This window comes from Burkholderia sp. S171, from assembly GCF_009766085.1.
GTDB lineage: Bacteria > Pseudomonadota > Gammaproteobacteria > Burkholderiales > Burkholderiaceae > Caballeronia.
Map to the genome: position 1 here is coordinate 109,827 of NZ_LMUF01000043.1, position 18,271 is coordinate 128,097.

Annotated in this window: 16 protein-coding genes; 10 read left to right on the forward strand and 6 right to left on the reverse strand. The window is 61.1% G+C overall.

Annotated elements, in window-relative coordinates; translation table 11 throughout:
- Positions 1-28: 28 nt before the first annotated feature.
- The 5 genes from GSQ93_RS23740 to GSQ93_RS23760 form a co-directional block, all read right to left on the reverse strand.
- Complete coding sequence (locus GSQ93_RS23740; RefSeq protein ID WP_158938086.1) at positions 29-1,105, reverse strand: GTP-binding protein; 1,077 nt, start codon at positions 1,103-1,105, stop codon at positions 29-31.
- A 51-nt stretch (positions 1,106-1,156) separates the two neighbouring features.
- Entirely contained in the window at positions 1,157-1,753 is a 597-nt protein-coding gene (locus GSQ93_RS23745) for a UbiX family flavin prenyltransferase (protein WP_216857661.1), read from the reverse strand.
- The gene (locus GSQ93_RS23750; RefSeq protein WP_158938087.1) at positions 1,750-3,156 is read right to left on the reverse strand and encodes a UbiD family decarboxylase; all 1,407 of its coding nucleotides are present in this window, start codon (positions 3,154-3,156) and stop codon (positions 1,750-1,752) included. Before GSQ93_RS23750 ends, GSQ93_RS23745 begins: the two co-directional genes overlap by 4 nt.
- 96 nt (positions 3,157-3,252) lie before the next feature.
- Complete coding sequence (locus tag GSQ93_RS23755; protein WP_062173372.1) at positions 3,253-4,158, reverse strand: amidohydrolase family protein; 906 nt, start codon at positions 4,156-4,158, stop codon at positions 3,253-3,255.
- Complete coding sequence (locus GSQ93_RS23760) at positions 4,155-5,075, reverse strand: amidohydrolase family protein (RefSeq protein WP_158938269.1); 921 nt, start codon at positions 5,073-5,075, stop codon at positions 4,155-4,157. The genes GSQ93_RS23755 and GSQ93_RS23760 overlap by 4 nt, the downstream gene beginning before the upstream one ends.
- Before the next feature lie 230 nt (positions 5,076-5,305).
- Between GSQ93_RS23760 and GSQ93_RS23765 the strand changes: the two genes are divergently transcribed.
- Positions 5,306-6,235 (forward strand): LysR substrate-binding domain-containing protein, encoded by a 930-nt coding sequence (locus GSQ93_RS23765; RefSeq protein WP_158938088.1) that lies wholly within the window; start codon positions 5,306-5,308, stop codon positions 6,233-6,235.
- On the opposite strand, the gene GSQ93_RS23770 is transcribed toward GSQ93_RS23765, so the two are convergent.
- Complete coding sequence (locus GSQ93_RS23770) at positions 6,204-7,097, reverse strand: LysR substrate-binding domain-containing protein (RefSeq protein ID WP_158938089.1); 894 nt, start codon at positions 7,095-7,097, stop codon at positions 6,204-6,206. The two genes, GSQ93_RS23765 and GSQ93_RS23770, sit on opposite strands and share 32 nt — an antisense overlap.
- Positions 7,098-7,212: 115 nt before the next feature.
- On the opposite strand from GSQ93_RS23770, the gene GSQ93_RS23775 reads away from it, so the two are divergent.
- From GSQ93_RS23775 to GSQ93_RS23815, 9 genes are all read left to right on the forward strand, one after another.
- On the forward strand, positions 7,213-7,689 hold the full coding sequence (locus GSQ93_RS23775) for a (2Fe-2S)-binding protein (RefSeq protein WP_158938090.1): 477 nt from the start codon (positions 7,213-7,215) through the stop codon (positions 7,687-7,689).
- Positions 7,686-9,968: a xanthine dehydrogenase family protein molybdopterin-binding subunit gene (locus GSQ93_RS23780; protein WP_254074013.1), complete on the forward strand. Its 2,283-nt coding sequence runs from the start codon at positions 7,686-7,688 to the stop codon at positions 9,966-9,968. Before GSQ93_RS23775 ends, GSQ93_RS23780 begins: the two co-directional genes overlap by 4 nt.
- A gap of 215 nt (positions 9,969-10,183) precedes the next feature.
- Positions 10,184-10,828 carry a GntR family transcriptional regulator gene (locus GSQ93_RS23785; RefSeq protein WP_158938271.1) on the forward strand — a complete coding sequence of 215 codons (645 nt, stop codon included), beginning with the start codon at positions 10,184-10,186 and terminating at the stop codon, positions 10,826-10,828.
- A 59-nt stretch (positions 10,829-10,887) separates the two neighbouring features.
- The gene (locus GSQ93_RS23790; RefSeq protein ID WP_158938091.1) at positions 10,888-11,694 is read left to right on the forward strand and encodes an SDR family oxidoreductase; all 807 of its coding nucleotides are present in this window, start codon (positions 10,888-10,890) and stop codon (positions 11,692-11,694) included.
- Between the two features lie 29 nt (positions 11,695-11,723).
- Positions 11,724-12,656, forward strand: coding sequence for a 3-keto-5-aminohexanoate cleavage protein (locus tag GSQ93_RS23795; protein ID WP_158938092.1), 933 nt, complete (start codon positions 11,724-11,726; stop codon positions 12,654-12,656).
- 50 nt (positions 12,657-12,706) lie between these two features.
- The gene (locus GSQ93_RS23800) at positions 12,707-13,483 is read left to right on the forward strand and encodes an N-acyl homoserine lactonase family protein (RefSeq protein WP_254074014.1); all 777 of its coding nucleotides are present in this window, start codon (positions 12,707-12,709) and stop codon (positions 13,481-13,483) included.
- A 79-nt stretch (positions 13,484-13,562) separates the two neighbouring features.
- Positions 13,563-14,690 carry a sugar ABC transporter substrate-binding protein gene (locus tag GSQ93_RS23805; protein WP_158938093.1) on the forward strand — a complete coding sequence of 376 codons (1,128 nt, stop codon included), beginning with the start codon at positions 13,563-13,565 and terminating at the stop codon, positions 14,688-14,690.
- An 18-nt stretch (positions 14,691-14,708) separates the two neighbouring features.
- Complete coding sequence (locus tag GSQ93_RS23810; protein WP_254074015.1) at positions 14,709-16,271, forward strand: sugar ABC transporter ATP-binding protein; 1,563 nt, start codon at positions 14,709-14,711, stop codon at positions 16,269-16,271.
- Positions 16,272-16,310: 39 nt separating this feature from the next.
- A partial coding sequence (locus tag GSQ93_RS23815) for an ABC transporter permease (RefSeq protein WP_158938274.1) occupies positions 16,311-18,271 on the forward strand: 1,961 nt, incomplete at its 3' end.

Genomic DNA, 18,271 nt, shown 5'->3' on the forward strand with positions numbered 1-18,271 from the left:
GTCATCCGCGGGCCGGCTGTTCAACCCGTCAGGCCGTTATAGGTGCGCCGAGACAGGCATGGAAGCGGTCGGTCAGCTCGGCACGATCGAGATCGCGGCCGATAAAAACAATGCGGCTGGTCCGAGGCTCGCAACCCCAGGCCTGCGCCGCGCGCAGTTCAATAACGTTGTGCACGCCTTGCAGCACGTAGCGGCACGGCTGCCCTCGCACGGCGAGAATGCCCTTCATGCGAAACAGCTTGGTCGCATCCGATGTGCGTAGTTGGGCAAGCCAGTCCTGCAAAACGTCGAGATCGACCTCGGCAGATACCTCGATACCGACCGACGAGACACTGGCGTCGTGTTCGTGTTCGTGTTCATCTGAGTGCTCGTGGTGCTCCTGATGTTCGTGATCCTCATGCTCATGCTCGTGCCCGGAAAGTCCGCCCGTTTCGACCAGCTGCTGTGAGAACTCGGAGGCGCCCACGCCGAGGATCTTCCCCAGGTCGATCAGCGCATAGCTTGACGGGACGATGTCGGCGGTGGCGTTGAGTCCGCGAATCCGGGCGGTCAGAGCGGCCACTTCCTGCTCGCTCACGAGATCAGTCTTGTTGATCACAATGCGGTCCGCGCACACGATCTGATCGACAGCCTGATTGTCAGAACCGTCGAGGAGGATGTCGTCCAGATGTGCCGCGATATGCTTCGCGTCCACCATCGTCACGACGGCGTCGAGCGTGACCTGTTTCGCGATTGGATCGTCGAGGAAGAACGTTTGCGCGACCGGGTACGGATCGGCGAGACCGCTCGTCTCCACAATGATGTGATCGAGCCGCTCGGGCCTGTCGATCAGCGTGCGTACGATGCGCACGAGATCCTCGCGCACCGCGCCGACACAGCAGACACAGCCGTTCGTCATCTCGTAGATTTCCTCGGTCGATTCAAGCACGAGACCGCCGTCGATGCCTATTTCGCCGAACTCGTTTTCGATCACAGCAATCTTGCGCCCGTGGTTTTCGCGCAGGATGTAGTTCAACAGCGTGGTTTTGCCCGCGCCAAGGAAGCCGGCCAAAATGGTGACTGGAATTTTCTCGGCTTCGTGATGGGTCATGTGAATGGTGTTCATCGATCGTCTCCTGGTGGTCGTAACGGGTGCTGATGTCTGGCTAACTAACCTTCATGCGGAAAGTGGTTCTTCAACAGCCTCCCGCCAGCGCGTAACGGTGCCTGTCTCGAGCCCGAACAAGTCGAGTACACGGCCGAGCGTGTGATCTATCAGTTGTCCGAGCGATTGCGGCCGGGTATAGAACGCGGGAACGGGCGGGGCCACGATGGCGCCCATCTCGGTTGCGGCGGTCATGTTGCGCAGATGCGCCAGCGTGAGCGGTGTCTCGCGTGCGAGCAGGACAAGCGGCCGGCGTTCTTTCAGTGTCACGTCGGCTGCTCTTGAAATCAGACCGAGCGACATGCCGTTAGCAATTTCGGCTAGCGTCTTCATCGAGCAGGGGGCGACAATCATCCCCATCGTGCGGAACGAGCCGCTTGCGATGCTGGCGGCGAGGTCGTCGCAACGATGTGTCGCGGTAGCGAGCGCAGTCACGTCGGCGAGTTTGTAATGGGTCTCGTGCGTCATCGTAAGTAGGGCCGCGCGGGAGAGGACCAAGTGCGTTTCCACATCCAGTCCGCGCAGCAATTCAAGCAAGCGAACGCCGTAGATGAATCCCGATGCACCGCTAATGCCGACCACCATGCGGCGGTTTTTATCGATCGTCATGCCGGCACTCCGCGTTCGAGACCCGCAAGCAATGAACGCGCGTGATGAATCGCACGTTCGCCGATGCGCGCGCGAATGCCGTCGAACGTAGACCCGCGAGTCGCATCGATACCCATGCGCGAGGTCGTGCCTGACGCCGACGACGAAGGATCGAGCGGGCTGCCCGGCAAGCCATCGATCACGAACAAGTCGCGATGCGGCTGGAAATGCGTGGCGACCGCCCATAACACTTGTGAGTCGTCGCTGATGTCGATGTCGCTGTCCACCGCGATCACGTTTTTCAGGTAAGGATCCCAGCCGAGCAATGCGAGCATGATCTGGCGCGCTTCGCCGTCGCGCGACTGGTTCAATGCGACATAGCAATGAAAGTGCGTGCCGGAGTTCGGGTAATGAAGCGCCGTCACGGAGGGAAAACGCGCCTTCAACTTCTCGCTCATTTCCGCCTCGCGAGGCAAGCGCGCGAGCGTCAAGTGCTCGGCATAGGGCCCGCCGACCACGTCGACGAGCCATGCATCGCGACGGCGCATCATGGTGTCGATGCGAAGCACATTGTTGGTCGAGCGGTCCGACGAATAACCGGAGAATTCCCCGAACGGACCTTCGTCGGCGCGCTCGGCTGGATCGATCGTGCCTTCGAGCACGAACTCCGCAGCAGCGGGCACGCCTATGCCGTAACGCGGCGTGCGCACGAGTTCAAGTGGCGCGTTGAACAGGCCACCGGCAATCGAACGCTCGTCTGTCCCGAACGGTACCCGCGCGGAAGCTGCCAGCATGAAGAGAGGATGAGCACCGATCACCATTGCAACGCGGAGCACGTCACCGCGTTGCTGCGCGCTTTGCAGCATCCGCCAAAGGTGTCCACGCGAATGCAGGCTGGTGGCGAGTGCATTGCGCGCGTGGCGCATGGAACGGTGGTAACTGAGGTTGGCGATGCCCGTCACCGGATCTTCGGCGACGATCACCGCGTTGGTAATGTACGGGCCGCGGTCGGTATCGAAATGCCGGATCATTGGCAGGTGATCGACGTCGACTGCATCGCCTTCGGTTACCTGATCGAGAACGGGACCATTCGCTACGAAACGCGGCGCAAGCGGTGCATTCGCACGGCGTTGATAGGCTTCAAACAAGTTCGACGGTTCGACACCGAACAGCCGCGCAATGCGACTGCGCGACGCAAAGACATTAGTGACCAGCGGCGTGTCCAGACCATCAACCTGCTCGCAAACCAGCATCTCGTGCCGGCCTCGCGTAGCCAGTTCCGCGACCAGCGCAGTCACATCCTGATCGGCGGACAGCGGCTGCCTGATCGTCAGCACGTCATCGGGAAAGAGGTCGCGATAGGCAGACACGAACGCGTGAAAGTCCTGCGTTCCCGCGAGTTCGTGCAAGCGTGCATCGGCCATGATGGGCTCCGGCATGTGGACAAAAAGTGAGGCGCGACGACCACGGGCGCACGCATGGATACGCATACAGATACGGCGCCCGTGGTCCTCCATCAACTACACATAGCTCGCCTTGAGGCGCTTCTCAGCCTCGGCCAGATCCTTCGGTGGTTTGCTCGGCTCGATGCCGACCAGCCTCGCGATGTTGTTGCCCATGTAGTCTTCGAGTCCGTCCTCGTCCAGGTCCATGCCTTGCGGCGCGGGCGAACACAGCATCTCCAGTTCACGCAGCCACATGCCTGGTTCGTTCGGCGGTGAGTCCGTGCCAAACACGATCTTGTTGCGCGGCAACTCTTTCGCGAACTCAACAATGCGCGACTGATAACACCAGCCCGACTCGCAATACACGTTCGGCGTATCCATTGCCATCCAGAAGGATTCGAATGAATAGTTGCCGCCGGTCTGGATCCCAAAGTGACCGATGATGAAATTCACCATCGGAAATTCGCGGATGATCGGATAGAACTGCGTCGGGATGGTGTACGGTCCGTCGCCGGTATGAATCAACACGACCACGCCCAGCTCCGCGCATTTCTTCATGGCGGGACGCAACCAGTCGAGCGCACGATCAGGCCGGTAGCCATGCATGTTGGCGTGCAGCTTCAGCATCTTGAAGCCGTACTCCTTCACATGGAACTCGAGTTCGGCCGCGCCGTTTTCCGGGCCCCAACGCGGGTTGTAGGTGAAGTTGCCGATAAACCTGTCGGGGTATTTCTGCGTCAGTTCGGCGATGTATGCCATGTAGTCGCGAATGCCTTCCCGGCCACGCCGGTTACCGTCGCGATAACCCGTGTTGCCGGGCGGCGGCTGGATGAACCCCATGTCGATACGGCGCGGCTTGCCGTTGATCATGTACGGGCCGTCCATCATCTTGAGCAGGCGCTCGCCGGTGAACGGCTCGCCGGTATGGCGCCAGGCTTCGTCGACAAGATTGGTCGGGTGCAGATGGGTATCGATGATCATGCGCGGGCTCCGGCAAACTGGTTCAGATAATCGTGTGCTTGCTCCACACTGCGCGGCGGCGGACTCGGTTCGAGGCCGATCATTCGCGCGAGGTTGTTGCCGAGATAATCCTCGAGCGTGTCTTCGTCGAGATTGAGGCCTTGCGGCGGCTCGTGGCACAGGACTTCGAGCAGCCGCAGCCACATGCCCGGTTCGTTCGGCGGCGTGTCGGAGCCGTACAGGATCTTGTGCGTGGGCAGCACCTTCGCAAATTCGACAATGCGTGATTGCAGGCACCAGCTCGATTCGCAATAGACGTTGGGGGTATCCATCGCCATCTGGAACGGCTCGAAGCAATACACACCACCGGTCTGCACACCGAAGTGCGCCATGATGAAATTCACCGATGGAAATTCCCGGATCAGCGGATACCACTCGGTCGGAATGCTGTAGGGACCATCACCGGTATGAAGCTTGACGATGAGACCCAGATCCGCGCATTTGCGCAGCGCGGGCCTTAACCAGTCGAGTGCGCGGTCCGGGCGGTAGGCGTGCATGTTGGCCTGCAACTGGACCATCTTGAAGCCATGTTCCTTCGCATAGAACTCAATGGCTTCGGCCCCGTTCTCCGGACCGCAACGCGGGTTGTAGACAAAGCAACCGATCAGCCGGTCAGGGTAACGTTGGGTCAGCTCGACGGTGTAGGCCATGTAGTCGTCAATCGACTCGCGGCCTGAACGCTCGCCGTCGGTCCACGTATAGATCGTATTGCCCTGAGGCGGCTGGATGAAAGCCTTGTCGATGCGGCGCGGTTTGCCGTTGATGATGTAAGGCCCGTCGAGCGTCTTGAGCAGGCGCTCGCCCGTGAACGGTTCGCCGTCGTGGCGCCAGGCGAGGTCGACCAGGTTGGTCGGGTAACAGCTTGTGTCGATGATCATGTACTCGATCTCCCATAACAGAGGAACTGGCATTAACCAGTTGCCGGATCGCTGGCAGGCGCATCTGCGGATGTGCATTGCGGCCCTTTGCAAAGCGCTATTTTTTTAGCGCTTTCCCCTCGCCGGCATCGAGTGTCACACTGATGTGCACTGCTGCTTGATTCGCAGTCTCTTCAAACAAAAGCGCTCTGTACAATATTTTTTAACGTGACTCTTGATACGTAGGCGATATGGACATCCGGCTGTTGCGTTACTTCGCGGTGCTTGCCGACGAGTTGCATTTCGGCCGCGCAGCCGCGCGCCTGCACATCTCCCAGCCTCCTTTAAGCCAGCAAATCAGGCTGCTTGAAGAGGAGCTGGGCACGGCGCTTTTTACACGCTCGCAACATCGTGTCGAACTCACGGAGGCAGGGAAAACACTGAAGGAACAAGTGCCTTTAGTGTTCGCGCAGTTCGAACGTGCGATCGATCTGGCCCGTTGCGCGGGGCGTGGGGAAGTGGGGAACCTCGAGATCGGCATCATCAGTTCGGCCATGGTCGACGCCATTCCGCTCGCGCTGCGCGCCTTCGACGAACGTTATCCGGCCGTACGCTGGACATTGCACGAAATGACGCCCGCCGCGCAGATTCAAGCGCTGAAGGAGCACCGCCTGGACGTGTGTTTCTTTCGTATGACCCATGACGACCCGGAGATCCAGAGTGAGGTGGTCGTGAGGGAATGTGCAATGGCCGTGCTGCCGCCGGGACACCGGTTCGCACAGAGACAGGAGATCGCGTTGAAGGAGTTGCACGCGGAGCGCTTCGTGTCGTTCGGCCTGACGCATTCGAAGCTTGCGAGGTTCTTACGGGACTGTTGTATTGACGCCGGGTTTACGCCGAAGATCGAGCAGGAGGTGGTTGAGGTGCAGACGTTGCTGTGCCTGGTGAGGCAAGGGCTTGGCGTGGCATTGGTGCCGTCCTCAGCGCAGCAGTTGACGACCGGCGGTGTGGTCTTCAAGCCGCTGAGCGGACAACCGCCGGAGGTGTCGCTCTATGCGCGCTTCCGGACCGGCGACACGTCGCCGGTGCTACGGCTGTTTCTCGATACCGTGCGCCAGTGCGCCGAAGCACCTTCTACTGACACTCCTTTTACTCAAGGCTCTGTGCCACCAGCGCCTTGAGCGTCTCCACCACGTCCGCCACCCTCTCGCGTTTGCCTTGCGGCCACACCGCGTACAGGTTGTAGTGGGTTGGAATGGCGACCTCGGTCAGCACCACCAGTTGCCCTGCACGCAGCGCATCCGCCGCGAGCAGACCCCGTGCGAGTCCGGCGCCTACGCCCGCTGCCATGGCTTCAATCAGGCTCGCCGCGTTGTCGAACACGGCGAGCGTGTTCGAGGGTTCGAGCGCCGCCAAGCCAGCCGCTTCGAGCCACGGAATCCATGAACGCTTTGTATAGCCGAGCAGCGGCAACTCAAGCACCGCTTCGGGCGCGAGCGGCAAACTCAGGCCGAATTTTTTTACCAGCGCCGGTGAGGCCATGACCGTCAACCGGTCGCTGCACATCAACTTGTTTTCATAGCCCTCCCATTCACCGTAGCCGTATCGCAATGCGATGTCGGCGCGTTCGAACGCCGTGCGCTCGTGGCGAGGCGTGGACAGCACAGTCAGCGCACGTCCGTCCAACGCTTCGATCAGCGCTGCCAGGCGGGAGCTAAGCCAATGTTGCGACAACTCTGGATCCACGTCGAGCGTAAGGGAATGTGCGACCGGCCGCTCCTGCACGGAGGACAACGCGCGGTCGATCTGCTCGAAGCCGTCGCCAAGCAGGTTGGCGAACAGCACGCCGGCGTCGTTGAGCATCACGCGCCCATTCTTGCGTTCGAATAACGGCTGCCCGACGAATTCCTCCAGCGTCCGGATTTGTTGACTGATCGCGCTATGCGTGAGGTCGAGCTGCCTTGCAGCACTCGAAAAGCTGCCGCCGCGCGCCGCGTTGAGGAAGGCCTGCATCGACTGGATGGAAGGGTAGCGTTTGAACATACCTGTTAGTCGGACTGACGGCCGTTAGAAGAAATTGTCGCTGGCGCGGGATTTAACGGCTTTCAATAATCGGCGCGACGGCTGGACAACAAGCGACAAGCGAAGGGAGACACCCATGATCGAGATTATCGTCAACGACGAGCGGCATACGCTCGACAATGTACCGGAAGACATGCCGCTGTTGTGGGTGTTGCGCGACCGCCTGAAACTCACCGGCACGAAGTTCGGTTGCGGCGGCGGATTTTGCGGCGCATGCACGGTGCACCTCGACGGTAATGCGATGCGCTCATGTGTGCTGCCGGTCGGGGCGATAGCGGGGCATCGCATCACGACCATCGAAGGTTTGTCGAAGACCGGCGAGCATCCGTTGCAGCGCGCATGGGTTGAAGAGGACGTGCCGCAATGCGGTTATTGCCAGCCCGGGCAGTTGATGTCAGCAGCGGCGTTCCTCAACGGCAAACCTGAAGTCAACGACGAAACGATCACCGCGGCCATGTCGGGCAACGTGTGCCGCTGCGGCACTTATGCGCGTATTCGAAGGGCGATCAAACGCGCCGCTCCCGAACTCCTGTCGCCAAAGAAGGAGGCATGATGCGCGACGCAAGCAAACCGGCGGTGACGCTGGTCGAGTCTCGTGAGGTCTCCCGCCGACGCTTCCTGAAGCAGAGTTCGGCATTACTCGCCGCAGGCGTTGCCGTCGGCTTTCGTCTGCCCGATGCCCGGGCGGACGAAGCATCAGGCATTGCTGCGTCAACGAGCGCGACCAACGAATTCGAGCCCAACGCATGGGTCCGCGTATTGCCCGACGATACGATCAAACTCGTGGTTCACAAACATGACTCGGGCACCGGAACGCGGACCGCGCTGGCAGCGATCGTGGCGGAGGAACTTGATGTCGACCCGTTCACGGTCGACGTGATCACGCCCGAAAATCCGTTCTACGCGGTCTACATTCATCCATTGTGGAAGGTGTTCTCAACGGGTGGCAGTACCAGCGTCTCGCTCGAATACGATCGCCTTCGAATGGCTGGCGCAACTGCAAGGGCAATGCTCGTTGCGGCTGCTGCCAACCAGTGGAACGTGCCGGTTGCATCGTGTTCGACGGCGAACGGGTATGTTGAACACGCAGCGAGCAGCCGGCGGGCGAACTACGGATCGCTAGCTGAAGCTGCGGCACGCGTTCCTGCGCCGAAGGACGTCGCGCTCAAGGACCCTGCGCAGTTCAAGTACATCGGCAAGTTGCAGAAGAAGCGCGGGGCGGCGCAGAAGGTCGCGGGGACGTTTCAATACAGCATCGACGTCGATCTGCCCGGCATGCTGGTTGCCGTGATCACGCGCGCGCCAGTGATTGACGCGCGCGTGCGCAGCGTCGATTCGTCCACCGCACTCAAAGTGCCGGGCGTGCGCGGCGTGATCGAGATTCCAGGGCGGCCGGATGTGCTGGGCGGCAATCAGGCAGGCGTCGCGATTCTTGCAGATGACTACTGGTCGGCGCATCAAGGACAGGCGGCGTTGCAGATCGAGTGGGACGACAGCCTCTTCGAAAGCTTCAACAGCGACGCGCTCGCAGGTCATCAGGCTGCGTGGCTCGACAGCCCGGCGGCGCACGTCGTGCCGACCATTCAATCGGGTGACGCGAAGACCGCGTGGACGCATCCGGCGCGCGTGATAGAAGCATCGTATTCGATGCCGTACAAAGCCCAGAACCCGATGGAACCCGTCAACGTCACCGCATGGGCAACGAAGGACGCCATCGCCTACTGGGGTGGTATCCAGGTCCCCTCAACGGCGCAAGAGGCCGCCGAAGTGATCGGTGGATTCAAGGGAGATCAGGTCACGGTGCACGAGCTTGTATCGGGCGGAAGCTTCGGCGCGCGCGAATCGAAATACTGGCTGTTCGAAGTCACCTACCTCGCGATAAAGACCGGCAAACCGGTCAAGCTGATGAATAGCCGCGAGACCGAAATGGGCGCGCTGTTTCATCACGCGGCTACGTACCATCGCGCGAAGGCGGTGCTCGACGAGCACGGCCGCCTGGCCGCGTTGCAATTGCGCGCCGTCTCGCCGGCTTCGCCGGAGCAATGGGAGCCGGGTTATTTCGATCGCGCGGATCGCATGGACTACAGCACCACCGAGGCTATCAACGCGCGCGAGTTCACGTACTGCGCGCCGCATCTGGACATTGGCTGGGTGCGCCATGAAACGGGTGTCCCGACGGGCTGGTATCGGGCGGTCAGCTACATCTCCAATGTGTTCGCGGTCGAGTCGATCATCGATGAAGCGGCCCACCTCGGCAAACAGGATCCGTTGCTGTTCCGGCTGGCGAACATGCATGACGAGCCTCGCCATGCGGCGGTCGTCAGGCGAGCTGCGGAGCGCGCGGGATGGCATGACCCGCTGCCCGCAGGCGTGGCGCTGGGCATGGCGACCAATCAGGCCTACGGCAGTTATGTCGCGGTCGTCGCGCGTGTCGCGAAGAAGGATGGGGCGATCGTCATAGAGAAGCTCACCTGCGTGGCGGATTGCGGTCTGGCGGTTTCGCCCGGTGGCGTGGAGGAGCAACTCTATGGTGGCCTGATGTGGGGCCTCGGACATGCGAGCTTCGACCAGATCGACATTCGCAATGGCCGCGTTGTGCAGCATAACTTCGATACGTATCGCGTGGCGCGGATGAGCGACATGCCGGCCGTCGATATCGAGATCGTGCAGGGGGACCCCGCCAAACCGGGGGGCGTAGGCGAGCTGTCGAGTCCTGCGGTGACGCCGGCTATTGCCAATGCGATTTATCGTCTGACCGGGGAACGCAAGCGCTCGACTCCGTTTGATTTGCGCGATTTGCAGCACCGGAGCCATGACAAAAAAACCGCATGAGGAACGCCGCGGGGGAGGCCGACGCGACTGCCGTGACAACACCACGGCAGTCGCGTTTTCCCCTAGCATTTGAAGGTTGACTAAGCGCCGCAACGGCACCAAACTTCTTCTTACTGTGTGATCACAGGTCACATATCTCGTAAGGAGCTGTTTAATTGACAACACGTGAATCGAGCGCGGACGCGCTGCCGCTTGAGTTGGTGGCGCGCGAGACCATGGCGGGTCGCGTCTACGCGCAGTTGCGCGAGGCGATCATGACAGGACGCTTCGCCCCCGGTCAGGCGCTGAGCCTGCGTGGGGTTGCGGAAGCAGTCGGTTCATCGACCATGCCGGTGCGTGCCGCGCTCACGCGACTGCAAGCCGAAGGCGCATTGATCGACGGTCCAGGCCGCGCGCTCATGGTGCCGCCCATGACGCTCGACTTGCTAGAAGAACTGCGCGACGTGCGGATCGCCCTTGAAGGCTGCGTGGCGAAGCGGGCGGCATCACGGATGACGAAGGACCATTTGAACGTACTGCAAGCGGTGTTCAACACAATGGATGTCCACGTGGAAGCGGGCGATGTACCCGCGTACCTGCGCAGCAATTTCGAATTCCACATAGCAATCTATACGCATGGGGCAAGCGACCTGACGCTTGCGACCATCCAGAATCTCTGGATGCGTATCGGCCCGTTCCTGAACCTCGTGGCACCGGACATCCCGCATATGAGGTTGTCGATGGCGGCGCACCGCAAGATTGTCGATGCCCTCTGGAAGGGCGACGGAGAGGGCGCCCGAGCGGGCATAGAAGAGGACATCGGCGGCGCCGCTGCGGACTTGCAAGAACGCTTGCAGAGCAGGGAAGCGGCCAGGGCCTGAGCTTGATTTGAGCCTGCAAGTTGAGGCTGAGCTGCACTAAAAAAACGACGGAGACAAGCATGTCGGTTCTACAGATGTTGAAACCGCACGCGGGGTTGCGCGTGCTGGTCACGGGCGGCGCGTCGGGTATCGGCCTGGTGATCGCGCGTGCTTTTGTCGATGCCGGGTCGCGCGTGCATGTCTGCGACTCGAGCCACGAAGCTATCGATTCGCTCAACGAAGCCGAACAAAGCGCCGAGATGAACGCGATCACCACGACGCTCGCGGACGTGTCGGACCGCGCGGCCGTCGACCGTGTTTTCGACGACGTGAACGCGCAGCTCGGCGGCCTCGACGTGCTGATCAATAACGCGGGGATTGCGGGCCCGACGGGCGGTATCGACGAGATGGACGCGGGTGACTGGGAGCAGACCGTCAACGTGAATCTCAATGCTCAGTTCTACTTCGCACGCCGCGCTGTGCCGATGCTGCGCCAGGCGCGCGACGGTGGGTCGATCGTTGCGTTGTCATCGGTAGCGGGGCGGCTCGGATACGCGTACCGCACGCCCTATTCAGCGACCAAGTGGGCGGTTGTAGGCCTCATCAAGAGCCTGGCGATCGAGTTGGGGCCGGACAACATTCGCGTCAATGCTATCCAGCCGGGCATTGTGAAGGGGCCGCGCATTGAACGGGTGATCGCCGCACGCGCGGAACAGCTCGGTCTTTCCTATGAGCAAATGGAGAAAGAGTATCTCGCGAAAATTTCTCTGCGCCGCATGACCACGCCGGAAGAAGTGGCTGCGACCGCGCTCTTCTTGTGCTCGCCGGGCGGCAGCGGTATCTCGGGCCAGGCGATCTCTGTGTGTGGCAACGTCGAAGTGCTCTGAACGCTTTTTATCGGACGAGGGCTGACAGCATGGCAACGAAGCGTAAAGTTATTATTACCTGTGCTCCCACGGGCGCGATCCATACTCCGTCGATGTCACCGTATTTGCCGGTCACACCGCAGGAGATCGGCGACGCAGCACTCGCTGCGGCCAAAGAAGGCGCGGCAATCCTGCATCTGCATGCGCGAGACCCCATTGACGGCCGGCCCACGCAAGACCCCGCCGTGTTCCAGCAGTTCCTGCCGCGCATCAAGGCCGAGACCGACGCGGTGATCAATATCACCAGCGGCGGCAGTCCGCACATGACGGTGGAAGAGCGGTTAAAACCGGCTCACCATTTCAAGCCGGAGGTGGCGTCGCTCAACATGGGCTCGATGAATTTCGGTCTCTATCCCATGCTCGACCGCTTCAAGGAATTCAAGCACGACTGGGAACGCGAGCATCTGGCGAATAGCCGCGACCTGATCTTCAAGAACACGTTCAAGGACATTGAATACATCCTCACGTCATGCGGCGCGAACGGTACGCGTTTCGAGTACGAATGCTACGACATCTCGCACTTGTACAACCTGGCGCATTTCGTTGATCGCGGCCTCGCGAAACCGCCGTTCTTCGTGCAAAGCGTGTTCGGCCTGCTTGGCGGTATCGGGCCGCATCCGGAAGACCTCATGCACATGCGCCGCACCGCCGACCGTCTGTTCGGGAGCGATTACGTGTGGTCGATCCTGGGTGCCGGACGCCACCAGATTCCGCTTGCAACGCTGGGTGTGGCGCAGGGATCGAACGTGCGGGTCGGGCTTGAAGATTCACTCTGGATAGAGGCGGGCAAGCTGGCTGAATCCAGTGCTGCGCAGGTCGTGAAGATTCGGCAGGTAATAGAAGGCCTGTCGCTCGATATTGCGACCCCGGACGAAGCGCGCGCCATGCTTGGGCTAAAGGGCGCGGACAACACGAATTTCTAAGGTTGCCCTAGCGGGCGCAACTCCTTCAACCTTTGACGGCGGAGAGCAACGTGGCTGTGTCGAAACTCAAGGTCGTAGCCATGCCTACGGGCTGGCTGACTGTCGACCGTTCATCGCAGATCTATGGCCGCTACTACGGCCAGCAGATCAAGGTCCCGGTGTGGTCGACGGCGATTGTAGGCGGTGACAAAAAGATTGTGGTGGATACCGGGATTCACGACCCCGGCTGGGTGTCGAGCTTCGTCTGTCCTTGTGAGCAGGCGCCGGAAGAGCGGCTTGAACGTGCGCTGAAAGAGTATGTGGGCTGGAATGCGGACGACGTGGATATTGTCATCAACACCCACCTGCACTACGACCATTCCGGCGGCAACACACTCTTCAAGAATGCACGTTTCGTGGTCCAGGCAAGCGAGTGGGAATACGCGGGCAGGCCGTTGCCGACGCAGTCGACGTTTTATCAGGAGTTCCTGATCGGCCGCGAACCGCTCGCCTATTTTCGCTGGCAATTCGTGCACGGCGTAGCCGATATTGCGCCCGGCGTGCGGGTTGTGCCAACGCCGGGACATACGCCGGGGCATCAATCGGTTGCGGTTGATACGGCCGATGGCGTGGTCCTGATTGCCGGCGACTGCGCAAGCTGTATGGAGAACATCGTGGATCTGGTGCCGGTCGGCATTGTCCATGAGACGGCTGCTGAACTGGCTTCGCTCAAGCGTATCCGGCAGATTGCGGACTTCATCATTCCCGGTCACGACCCGAATGTCGTGGCGGGCTCTGCTGGCATTCAACTGCCCGCCAGCGCACGCCTGAAGCACGTTGAAAGTTAGTAGTGCTGGTATTAGAAGAAATTAAGCAAGTATTGAAAAGTACGGGATCATATAACCATACGCAGGATCGGAGGAAGACATGAACGCACTGACGAACACCATCCGTCGGGGGGCTCGGCTCGCGCTGGGCGCCGCGCTTCTCGCGACGCTAGCCGTCTCGGGACAGGCCTCGGCAGCGGGGAAGTACAAGATTTTTCTATCGATGAGTTATGTCGGCAATGACTGGCAAACCGAAGCCGCCAACATGGTCAAGGCCATGGCCGCTACTCCAGGACTCAAGGACAAGGTCGACCTCGAAGTACAGGTGGCCGGAACCGACGCGCAGAAGCAGATCCAGCAGATCAACTCGATGGTCCAGGCCGGCGCGAAGGCCATCGTGATCTATCCCATCTCGCCGACCGCGTTAAATCGCGCCATCAAGAACGCCTGTTCGAAGGGCGTGGTGGTGGCAGCGTATGACGGTGAAGTGACCGAGCCCTGCGCTCATAACGTGACGATCGACCAGAAGCAAGCCGGCACCGTCACCGCTGAATGGCTTGCGAAGACGATCAACGGCAAGGGCAACATCGTGCTGATCAACGGCGTGCCCGGCACCTCCGTGGATCGCGCGCGCACCGACGCTGCGAAGGCCGTGTTCGCCAAGTATCCGGGGATCAAGATCGTCGCGGAAGGCACGGGCATGTGGAGCCAGGCGACGGCCAAGACGGAGTTGTCGAAGATCCTGGCGACCAATAGCTGGGACAAGATCGACGGCTTGTGGATGCAGGTGGGCTGCTTCACGGCGGCATCCATGCAGCTCGACGCAGGCATAGCGGACGACAAGATCAAGCCGTGCGCGGGTGAATCGTCGAACGGTCATCGCGTGCAGATGTTGCCGCCCGGCACGGTGAAGGGGGAAGGTGCCTATCGCTCGATTGGCTACCGGTCCATTTCGTATGGCTCGCCGCCGTACTCCGGTGCGCTGGCGCTGAAGATGGCCGTGGACAAGCTCGACGGCAAGGACTTCCCGGCCCATGTGACGCTCAAGTTGCCGCTGGTGGAGACATCACAGTCGAAGCTGTGCACGACGGGTTCCATCGATGAACTGAAAGGTGGGTGCACCGCGTTTATGCCGGACAAAGTACCGCCGGGCTGGTTTGCGGACATCTATTCGGCAGAGACCACTGAGGTTGGTTTCAATGCGGCACTGACCGGCAAGCCGGACTAAGGGTAGAGGAGTGACGCCATGTCGAGTGCAGGGACAGAGACGATGACAGCGACGGAGACATCGACGGATGCAAGCAGCAACGAGTGGGCGCTCGATCTCTCGAAGGTCACCAAGCGGTTCGGCGCCACTGTCGCGCTCGACAACGCGTCGTTCCGCGTCAAACGCGGCGCCGTTCATGCGCTGCTCGGCGAGAACGGCGCGGGCAAGTCAACGACGGTCAAGCTGTTGTCCGGCCTCATGCAGCCGGATGCGGGCAGCATCGCCATCATGGGCCGCAACGTGAGCATGCGCGGTCCCAAGGACGCGCATCGTGCGGGTGTGCAGACGGCGTTCCAGGAGATGACGCTGGTACGAGACCTGACCGTCGCGCAGAACCTGTTGATGGCGTACGAACCGACTGGCTGGTTTGGCCGCATCCGTCAACGGGAATCGCAAAAGCAGGCGGCTCACTGGCTCGAACAGCTCGAATTGGGCGATATCCGCCCGGGTGCCTATATCCGTGATCTCGCGCTACCGGTGCGCCAGAAGATCGAGATTGCGAAGGCGCTGGTCCGCCAGCCCAAAGTGCTGCTACTCGATGAACCTACGTCCGCGCTCTCCGGGCGTGACGTCGCGTGGCTGTCGCGACGGATCGAGGAATTGAAGGCGCGCGGCGTGACCTTTGTATTCATCACGCACCGGATGCAGGAAGTGCGTGAATTCTGCGACAGCCTCACGGTGTATAGAAACGGCCGGGACGTAGGTGCTTTCGATACCCATTCGATCTCGGACGATGAAGTCATTCGTCTCGTGATCGGCCGCTCGATGGACGCCAAATATCCGCCGAAAGTGGCTACCCCGTCACCGCTTCAAACCCCGGCGATGGAAGCGCGTGGCATCAAGGTGGACGGCGTGGTCAACGACTTCGACCTCACGCTCAAGGCAGGCGAAGTGCATGGCATCGCAGCGCTGCAAGGCATGGGGCAGCGAGAGATTTTTGAAGCGCTGTTCGGTGCCGAGTTTATCGATGCGGGCCAGATCCTGATCGATGGAAAGCCGGTCACGCTGACGTCAACCGCCGATTCGCTGAAGGCCGGGGTGTCGACGAGTTTCCTGCCGGAAGATCGCAAGACCGAGGGTCTGTTCCTTCGTTTGCCCGGCGGGGAGAATGTCTCGCTGCCGGTGATCAAGCGCTTCTCGCGCTTCGGCCTGATCGACAGGAAACGCGAGCAGGCCGCCATCAAGCGGGCGCTCGCGCAAATGGAAGTCAATCCGCGGGCAGTCTACAAGCCATGCCTTTCTTTCTCGGGCGGTAACCAGCAGAAGATCGCCATGGCGAAATGGCTGCTGACCCAAAGTCGCGTGTGGCTGATGTTCGATCCCACGCGCGGCGTTGACGTGGGAACCAAGCACCAGATCTTCGTGCTGATGCGTGCGTTCGCGGCGGCCGGCGGCTCGGTGCTGTTCTATTCCACCGACGTGCCGGAACTGGTGAATGTTTGCGACCGTGTTTCAGTGGTGTATCGCGGACGCAATGTTGCGGAGCTGTCCGGCGAGGCGCTCACCGAAGAGAACGTGATGCGCAAGATGCTTTCAAGTTGATGGGCTCATGAAGCTCGTTCAGGCAATCAGAGGTCGACTATGAAAATTGCAATAGCGTCGCCCGATAGCGATGTCGCGCGACCCGGTGCACACGTCGGTTTGTGGGCGCGTGTGGATCATTATCGTGGCTTGATCATCGCGATCGGTGCTCTGCTGGCGATGATGATCGCGTGGGTATCGCTGTCGGCCACGCCGGTCGGGCTGTACGACGTTGGTTCCGTGATCTCCAGCAGCACGACGCTCGCGCTCGCCGCGATAGGGCAGACCATCGTTGTGCTAAGCGGCGGTTTCGATCTGTCGGCGTCGGCGGTGGTGTCGTTGTCCAACGTGCTCGCCGTGCGCTTCGTGCAAGGCTCACCGATCGAACAATGGGGTGGCGTCGCGCTGATTCTCGCGATAGGCGGAGGCATTGGACTGATCAACGGCGCGTTGATCGCATGGTTCCGGCTGCAGTCGATCGTGGTCACGCTCGCCACCATGTTCATGGTGCAGGGCTTGACGCTGCTGATCCAGAACAAACCGGGCGGCAGCATCGGCGAACAGTTCGGTGCGTTCATCACGTCCGATCTCGTGCCCGATAAAGTCCCCATGTCAGCGGCCGTGCTCGTCGTCGCGCTGCTCGTGTGGACCTTCGTCAAACGTACGCGCTTCGGCGTAGGCCTGTATGCGCTCGGCAGCGACCCCGATGGCGCCTATGCGAACGGCATGCCCGTGAGAGGCTATCGGATCGCGACCTATGCGCTCGCCGGCATGTTCTACGCGGCAGCGGGCTTGTATGTGTCGGCACAAACGGGCTCCGCCGATCCGCTGGTGGGCCGGCCGTTGCTGCTCTCCATGTTCACGGCCGTCGTGCTGGGCGGCACGTGGCTGGGTGGCGGGCGAGGTGGTTGCGTGGGCACGGTGTTCGCCGCAATGACCTTGATGATCACGGTCAATATCCTGCTGGTGCTCAACGTATCCGCGTTCTTTACGACCATCGCCGAAGCCGTGATCCTGATCCTGGCGGTGCTCGGGTCGTCGGTCGGCAAGCAGTCGGCGGCGCATCATTGCGTGCGCTATGCCAGCCGATGGTTCACCGCGTGGAGCAGCGGAACACGGGCACGCAATGACCCGGGCGCGCGGCGCGTGAAGTTCGAAGTGGAGAACTTCCGTCCGATAGAAAACACGGAGCTCACGGGCCACGTGCTGGGCGACTGGATCGAACGCAATCGCGAATGGGTCAAGTACGTCGTGCCGGCGTATCTGCTGTTCTTCGCGGTGATCGCGATCACGGGCGTGGTCTATGGCCCAGGTGTCCTCGCAAGCGCCAACTTCTATACGAGCTTGCTGACGCTGACCTTGTTCCTGGCGGTGTTGGGGCTTGGGCAAGGCGCCGTGATCCTGACAGGCGGACTCGACCTTTCCGTGCCCTGGCTCATCACGCTGTCGGGCGTGTTGCTGACCGGGCTCACGCATGGCGTCAACGAAGCCGCAACGTGGGCCGTACCGCTGGTGCTGTGTGCGGGCCTGCTGGTCGGCGTGTTCAATGGTGTGGGCGTGGTGGTGCTGGGCTTGCCGCCCATTGTGGTCACGCTGGCCGCCAACGGCTTGCTGCAGGGGATCACGCTTATCTATTGCAACGGCTCGCCGCAGGGCTGGGCACCGTCGGCCATCAGCAACTTTACGAACGGACGCGTGGGTCCCTTGTCGCTTGCCGCGTGGTGCGTGCCGCTGTTCCTTGCATTGGCGTTGCTGTTGCTGCATCGGACGGCTTTTGGGCGACGGATCTATGCCGTCGGCAATTCACAGGTTGCAGCGAAGCTGTCGGGCGTACGTGTGGGCGCCACCTTGATCGCGGTGTATTGCCTCTCGGGTTTGTGTTCCGCCGTGGTCGGCCTGTTGCTTGCCGGCTTCAGCAGTCAGGCGTTCCTCGGCATGGGCGACCCCTATCTGCTGCCGTCGATTGCGGTAGTGGTTGTGGGCGGTGCGTTGATCACCGGCGGACGCGGTCATTATCTCGG